The following is a 6,816-nucleotide window of genomic DNA, read 5'->3' as shown; positions in this document are numbered from 1 at the left end:
ATCCTCGGGCTTCTGGTAGTTGGCCAGCAAGCTGTCGGCCAGTTTGAGCAGTTCCGGGTCGGGCTTGGCCCGCTTGTTACGCTTTACAACGGTCATTGTTTCTCCTTGGTGGCGGCAGTGTCCTGCCAAATGACCGTTTACACAAAATTATTTACACCCTCGAAACATTCTTAACAGCGCCGCTTGTCTCGATTTCCGCACCCGGTGATAGCTAATGACGGCGCATTTTCGAACCTCGATATTCGACACGGACTGCTTCCTGGTCCCTGTCGCGGCTCATGGTCACGATCAAAACCTGACTTGCGCACGCCGGCTTGCGCTTTACATTAAATCTTTCACTGACACTTGGAGTTCTAAATGGAAAACATCTCAATCGCAATCGATGGCGGCCACTCAATGTTCAAAATACGCGCAGCCTCGCTGGCATCGCCAGACGAGCGTCATTCGTTTCAGATCCCCACTGTCGTGATCCCTGCGATCACGCTCACGAACGAGCAAACACGACAAAAAGCTGAACTCGAGACTGTCGAGGTGGATGGACGCAGGTATTTCTTCGGCGACATCGCGTTGCGGCAAGGCCGCTCAGAAGTGTACACGGGACAAAACGCGGATTGGATCGAGAGTCCCCAGCACGATGCACTGGTGCTGGGTGCATGGCGCAAAGCCATACAGGCGTTCGGAAATCCATCGGCAAGGGTGCATCTGGTGATGGGCTTACCGGCCAAGTTTGTAGGGCCGCAGCGCGACACGCTCCGCGACCGCATCGTGGCTTTGCTTACCCCACGCCTTCTGCCCGGCCAAACGCTCAGGGTGATGGTGCAGAGCCAGGCGGATGCACCGCTTCAGTGGCTCTCGATTCAAAATAACGGTTGCCTCCACCCGCAGCGAGATCTCGACAGCGAGGCCTGGGGCGTCATCGAAATCGGCCACTACACAACCGACTTCGCGCTGTGCGATCGCGGCTCCATGATGGAGTACGCGGCCATATCGTGCGCAGGCATGCACTTGGTCTACGACGGTATGTCCAGCGCGCTGGCGCAGGCCAAGCTGCCAACATCACTGGACGTGGTCGATGCGGCAGTGCGCAGCGGAAGCATCAAACACTTTGGGCAGCGCGTCGACGTCTCTTCCTTGCTCAATCAGGCGAAAGCAGGCTTCGAAGCCGTCGTCATGGATGAGGCCAACCGGGTGTTTGGCCAAAAAGCGGCCGTATTGGACGGCATCATCATTGGCGGTGGAGGTGCTGAAATGCTTCTTGATGGACTCAAACACCGATATCCCAATGCTGTCACCAGCGACGAACCGCGGATGATGGTCGCAGAAGGCTTCTGCCGTCTCGGCCTGCTGTCACTGCTGCAGTCCTGATCCAGGGATCTGCCATGTCGACACCAGTGGATAAGCCGCCGAAAATCGGTACCGAGATCACCGTTCGCATCAGCCTGACTTTTCAGGAGGCTCCGGACGTTCACACGCTGTTGGCGATGACGCCAGTGCGCGAACGAGGCAAGCTAGTGCGGCTGGCCTTGGAGCGATACATCGCTGAGATAGGTCATCCAGCAGGTGACGTCGAACAGCAGATCCACGCCATCTCGACATGGCTGAGGTCCCGAAGTGGGCGGGAAGAAGCGACGGTGGCTACTCCACGTACTTCCGAAGCGACCCACCTGGTCGGGGCTGTGAGCACAACCCAAGTTCGCGAAACGGCAAAGCCAGTGCCAGCGCTAAGTGAACTGGCTCCGAAAAAAATACCTAGTTCACCTTCATCCATCGCGAGATGGCTTCAGACATAATCAGACAATCTGAATCTCGATTAAATCCGTAGGCGAGTTGAGATCATTATAGGGCGTGCTTCGGGGGCATCGCAGAACGCTTCCACTCAGCTTCAGATTTCGGTGTCATCAGCGGTTGTAAACTGATACACAGCAGTGATTGAAAAATAATACACCTATTTGAGAAAATGGCTGCTTTGCGGGACGGCCTTGAAACCCAACGAGGTGTGGAAATTCAGTTATTGTGCAAGCATGGATTGACCATACGGCGGATCGCCGCCAAGATGGACTATGCGGTGAACACGTTACGGCGGCACCTGGCGTTGAAGGCGGTGCCGAAATACGAACGCAAGGTAAAGCGGCCAAGCAAGCTGGCACCATGCGAGGCCGATCTGCGGGAGCGGCAGATGGCGGCGCAGCCGAACTGGACACAGATGAGCGTGTTGCACAGTGAGATCGTCGAACGTAGATACCAGGGCGGTCTGAGCCAGTTGCGAGCGATCATGCTCGCTGCAGCGACCTTGACGGTTGAGCCTGTAGTGTGACACCAACTTTGGAGATCCCAAATATATAATACTCACCTCAACGCGGCGACATACTAACTCAGCAACGGAAGGCGTTGGGATGGAGTCTGAGCTTTGCTGCTTGAATTTGCCCTCTTGACATTGTAGGGGGTGTACTGAATTCTGTGTAAACGGTTTTTCGTTTAAGTCTGCGGTACCCGGTCTTCAAACTGGATGGCGAAGCGGTTCAGTGCCGCTTTCCAGTCCCGTATTGGCATCGTCCACTTCTTGCTAATGTTGTTGAGCGCAAGATAGAACAACTTGCTGACGGCTTCATCGGTCGGGAAGGAACTGCGGGCCTGAGCGCGCACGCCATGGAAGGCCGCCTCTTTTCCGCGACCGTGGCGACCATGAAACAGAACTCCTACACGCCCTCGCAAATCCTACACAGGCCCTACATGCAAGAGAATAACAAGCCGAAAACGAAAAAGGGCTACAAGCCGAAGCGTGTAACCCTTTGATTTACTACGAATACTTGGTGCCGTTGGCCGGAATCGAACTGGCGACCTTCACATTACGAATGTGCTGCTCTACCAACTGAGCTACAACGGCGAAGACCCACATTCTACAAACAATGCACAAAATTTGCTAGTGTCAACGCGAACTTTTTTGCATTTTTTTAGCGGCCCGGCTGCGGGCTGCTGAAAATCGCGGAAAAGTGCGGCTTTTATTCCGCGTGGTAGGCCGTCACGCGGGCCACTTCGTCTTTCGAGCCGAGGAACACGGGCACGCGCTGGTGCAGCTTGTGCGGGGCGATGTCCATGATGCGCTGCTGGCCGTCGGTGGCCGCGCCGCCAGCCTGTTCGACGATGAAGGCCATCGGGTTCGCTTCATACATCAGGCGCAGCTTGCCCGGCATCGAGGTGTCGCGCAGGTCGGCCGGGTACATGAAGATGCCGCCACGGTTCAGGATGCGGTGCACGTCGGCCACCATCGAGGCGATCCAGCGCATGTTGAAGTTGCTGCCGCGCGGACCCGTGTCGCCAGCCAGCAGTTCGTCGACATAGCGCTTCACGGGCGGATGCCAATGGCGCGCATTCGACATATTGATGGCAAACTCCCTGGTCGTCGACGGAATCTGCATATTGCTTTGCGTGAGGACCCACGACCCCATTTCCCGGTCCAGGGTGAAGCAGTTCACGCCATTGCCAAAGGTCAGCACCAACATGGTTTGCGGACCGTACACGGCGTAGCCGGCGGCCACTTGCTTGCTGCCCGCCTGCATGAAATCCTGCTCCGTCGGCTGCCCCATGCCTTCCGGCGCTTTCAGCACGGAGAAAATGGTGCCGATCGAGACGTTGACGTCGATGTTCGACGAGCCATCGAGTGGATCGAACAGCAGCATGTATTCGCCCTTCGGATAGCGGTTCGGGATCGGGTGGATCGATTCCATCTCTTCCGACGCCATGGCCGCCAGGTGGCCGCCCCATTCATTCGCTTCGAGCAATATCTCGTTGGAGATGATGTCGAGCTTTTTCTGCACTTCGCCCTGCACGTTTTCCGTGTCGGCCGTGCCCAGCACTTCACCGAGGGCGCCCTTGCCGACAGCGTGGCTGATGGTCTTGCAGGCGCGCGCGACGACTTCGATCAGCAAGCGCAGTTCGGCCGGAATGCTGTTGTTGGAGCGCTGCTCTTCAACCAGGTATTGCGTAAGACTGATGCGTTTCATGAATTCCCTCTGTTTTGGTGATGATTTGCCGTGCTAGTTTGCTAAAGCCTTGCTGACCACTTCCATCACGTCATTCGACAGGTTGGCCTGGCCGGCGACTTTTTCCAGCGCGTCGCGCATGTGGCTTTGCAGCGCGGGCACGTAACGGCGCCAGCGGTCCATGGAGCGCGCCAGGCGGGCGGCCACTTGCGGGTTCAGGGCGTCGAGCGCGATGACTTGCTCGGCCCAGAAAGCGTAGCCGCTGCCGTCTGCCGCATGGAACTGCGATGGATTACCGTTGGTGAAATTGAAGATCAGGCTGCGCGCGCGGTTCGGATTTTTCAAGGTGAACGCCGGGTGCTGCATCAGCTGGCGCACGGCTTGCACATCGGTCGCTGGCGCGGCCGCCTGCATGGCGAACCATTTGTCGACCACCAGCGCTTCGTTCTCGAAGTCGGCATAGAAGCTGGTCAGCGCGGCCTGTGCGTGTGCGGTGGAACCCGAATGTATCAGGGCCGCCAGTGCAGCTGCGCGGTCCGTCATGTTGCCGGCGCTGTCGAACTGCTGCTGCGCCAGCGCCAGTTCTTGCGCGCCCGGTGCGATCAGCAAATAGGACAGGGCCAGGTTTTTCAGCGCCCGCTTGCCGGCCGACAGGGCGTCGGGGCTGTACTCGCCCGGCGTCTGGTTGGCGTGGTATTGCGCCAGCAATTCGGGTTTCAAGGCGGCCGCGATGGTGCGGCGCATGAACTGGCGCGCCGCATGAATGGCTTGCGGGTCGACTTGCGCCATGCGCTCGGCAATGATGGTTTCCGATGGCAGGATCAGGGCCAGTTCGCGGAAGGCAGGGTCGAGCGCGTCGTCGGCCAGCAAGGCGCGCTGCGCTTCGATGAAGGTGTCGTCCAGCGCCAACGCTTCGCCTGCGGCGACGGCGCCGGTCAGTTTCCGCAGGCGCTCCATGGCCAGGCGCTGGCCCGCTTCCCAGCGGTTCACCGGATCGCTGTCATGACGGAACAGGTGCAGCAACTGCGCATCGGTATAGTCGTATTCCAGCACCACGGGGGCGGAAAAGTCGCGCAGCAGCGATGGCACGGGCACTTCCCCCACCTGCGTGAAGCGGAAGGTTTGCGATGCTTCGGTCAGCTCCAGCACCACGCTGGTGGCGCCGTTGGCTGCCACGCCATCGACATGCAACGGCAGGTCGCTGCCGTCGGCCGCCAGCAAGCCGACGGTGACGGGAATGTGAAATGGCAGTTTTTTCGGCTGACCCGGCGTGGCGGGACAGCTTTGCGCCAGCGTCAGTTCAAACGTCTGGCTGGCGGCGTCGTAGCGCGTGGAAGCGGTGACGATGGGCGTGCCGGCCTGGCTGTACCAGCGCTCGAATTGCGTCAAATCGCGCCCATTCGCGTCCGCCATGGCGGCGCGGAAGTCGTCGCACTGCACGGCCTGGCCATCGTGACGTTCAAAGTACAGGTCCATGCCCTTGCGGAAGCCGTCGCGGCCCACCAGGGTCTGAACCATGCGCACCACTTCGGCGCCTTTTTCGTAGATGGTGACGGTGTAAAAGTTATTGATTTCGACGAAGGAATCGGGACGCACGGGATGCGCCATCGGGCCCGCGTCTTCGGGGAACTGCGCCTGGCGCAGGGTGCGTACCTGGTCGATGCGGGTGACGGCGCGGCCCGTGTCCGTGCCGATCATGTCGGCCGAGAATTCCTGGTCGCGGAACACCGTGAGACCTTCTTTCAGCGACAGCTGGAACCAGTCGCGGCAGGTCACGCGGTTGCCGGTCCAGTTATGGAAGTACTCGTGGCCCACCACCGCTTCGATGCCCGCGTAATCGACGTCGGTCGCCACGCGCGAATTGGCCAGCACATACTTGGTGTTGAAAATATTCAAACCCTTGTTTTCCATGGCGCCCATGTTGAAGTCGCCCACGGCGACGATCATGAAGCGGTCCAGGTCCAGTTCCAGGCCGAAGCGTTCCTCGTCCCAGCGGATCGAGTTTTTCAGCGACTGCATGGCGTAATCGGTTTTATCCAGGTTGCCCTCTTCCACCCACACCTGCAGCAACACTTCGCGGCCGGACTTGAGCGTGTAGCGCTCTTCCTGGCACACCAGGCGCGCCGCCACCAGGGCGAACAGATAGGACGGCTTCTTGAATGGGTCTTCCCACTTGGCGTAATGGCGGCCGTCACCGAGGTCGCCCTCTTCGATCAGGTTGCCGTTCGACAACAGCACCGGATACTTGTCCTTGTCGGCGCGCAGCATGACGGTGTACCTGGCCATCACGTCCGGGCGGTCCGGGAAGAAGGTGATGCGGCGGAAGCCTTCCGCTTCGCACTGCGTGAAGAAGTTATGATTCGACACGTACAGGCCTGACAGCGAGGTATTGTCCTGCGGCGCCAGCACGGTCTCGATATCGAGCAGCACCTCGTCCGGTGCCTTGGGAATGGTCAGCATGCCGGCCGTCAACTTGTACTGCGACGGTTTCAGCAGCTTGCCATTCAGGCACACTTGCACCAGTTCGATGTGTTCGCCGTGCAACTCGATGCTGCGACTGGTGCTGGCCGGGTTGTGGCGCATGCGGATCCGGCTCGCCACCACTGTGCGGGCGGGATCAAGATCGAAACCAAGTTCGACGCTGTCGACCAGAAAGCTGGGCGGCGTGTAATCTTTGCGGTAAATCGTCTGAGGGCTGTCTGTGCGCATAGGGAATGGGTGGGAGCGGAAGCAAAAGCCTATTTTACCAACACCTGCCCCCGATAGTCGCGATTCAGCGCAGGAATGTCAGATTCCCTTACACGCCGACATACCAGGTAACATTCTGTAATAATGC

General features: G+C 58.9%; 4 protein-coding genes, 1 tRNA gene and 1 pseudogene. 2 read left to right on the top strand and 4 right to left on the bottom strand.

The window, feature by feature from the left end:
• The first annotated feature begins 357 nt into the window (after positions 1-357).
• Both CSZ94_RS14040 and CSZ94_RS14035 read left to right on the top strand, forming a co-directional pair.
• A complete protein-coding gene (locus tag CSZ94_RS14040) occupies positions 358-1,365 on the top strand; it encodes a ParM/StbA family protein (RefSeq protein ID WP_102122067.1) in 1,008 nt (335 codons plus the stop codon).
• Between the two features lie 592 nt (positions 1,366-1,957).
• Positions 1,958-2,314, top strand: a complete 357-nt coding sequence (locus tag CSZ94_RS14035) for a helix-turn-helix domain-containing protein (protein ID WP_102122066.1) — start codon at positions 1,958-1,960, stop codon at positions 2,312-2,314.
• 161 nt (positions 2,315-2,475) lie between these two features.
• Here CSZ94_RS14035 and CSZ94_RS14030 read toward each other — a convergent pair.
• From CSZ94_RS14030 to pepN, 4 genes and pseudogenes are all read right to left on the bottom strand, one after another.
• Positions 2,476-2,628, bottom strand: a pseudogene (locus CSZ94_RS14030) (IS256 family transposase); the annotation flags it as partial.
• A gap of 180 nt (positions 2,629-2,808) precedes the next feature.
• A tRNA-Thr gene (locus CSZ94_RS14025) sits at positions 2,809-2,884 on the bottom strand.
• A 115-nt stretch (positions 2,885-2,999) separates the two neighbouring features.
• Positions 3,000-4,001, bottom strand: a complete 1,002-nt coding sequence (locus CSZ94_RS14020) for a class 1 fructose-bisphosphatase (RefSeq protein ID WP_102122065.1) — start codon at positions 3,999-4,001, stop codon at positions 3,000-3,002.
• Between the two features lie 33 nt (positions 4,002-4,034).
• On the bottom strand, positions 4,035-6,689 hold the full coding sequence (gene pepN / locus CSZ94_RS14015; RefSeq protein ID WP_102122064.1) for an aminopeptidase N: 2,655 nt from the start codon (positions 6,687-6,689) through the stop codon (positions 4,035-4,037).
• Between the last annotated feature and the right edge of the window lie 127 nt (positions 6,690-6,816).

The organism is Janthinobacterium sp. ROICE36 (genome assembly GCF_002869965.1).
In the GTDB taxonomy this organism is placed as follows: Bacteria; Pseudomonadota; Gammaproteobacteria; order Burkholderiales; family Burkholderiaceae_D; genus Janthinobacterium.
The sequence above is the reverse complement of the archived record's forward strand: the minus strand, read 5'-3'. Positions and strand labels throughout refer to the sequence as shown.

Excerpts from the sequence above, each read along its gene's own strand:
- pepN (WP_102122064.1), bottom strand. The coding sequence starts at position 6,689 with ATGCGCACAGACAGCCCTCAGACGATTTACCGCAAAGATTACACGCCG.
- CSZ94_RS14035 (WP_102122066.1), top strand. The coding sequence starts at position 1,958 with ATGGCTGCTTTGCGGGACGGCCTTGAAACCCAACGAGGTGTGGAAATT.
- CSZ94_RS14040 (WP_102122067.1), top strand. The coding sequence starts at position 358 with ATGGAAAACATCTCAATCGCAATCGATGGCGGCCACTCAATGTTCAAA.
- CSZ94_RS14020 (WP_102122065.1), bottom strand. The coding sequence starts at position 4,001 with ATGAAACGCATCAGTCTTACGCAATACCTGGTTGAAGAGCAGCGCTCC.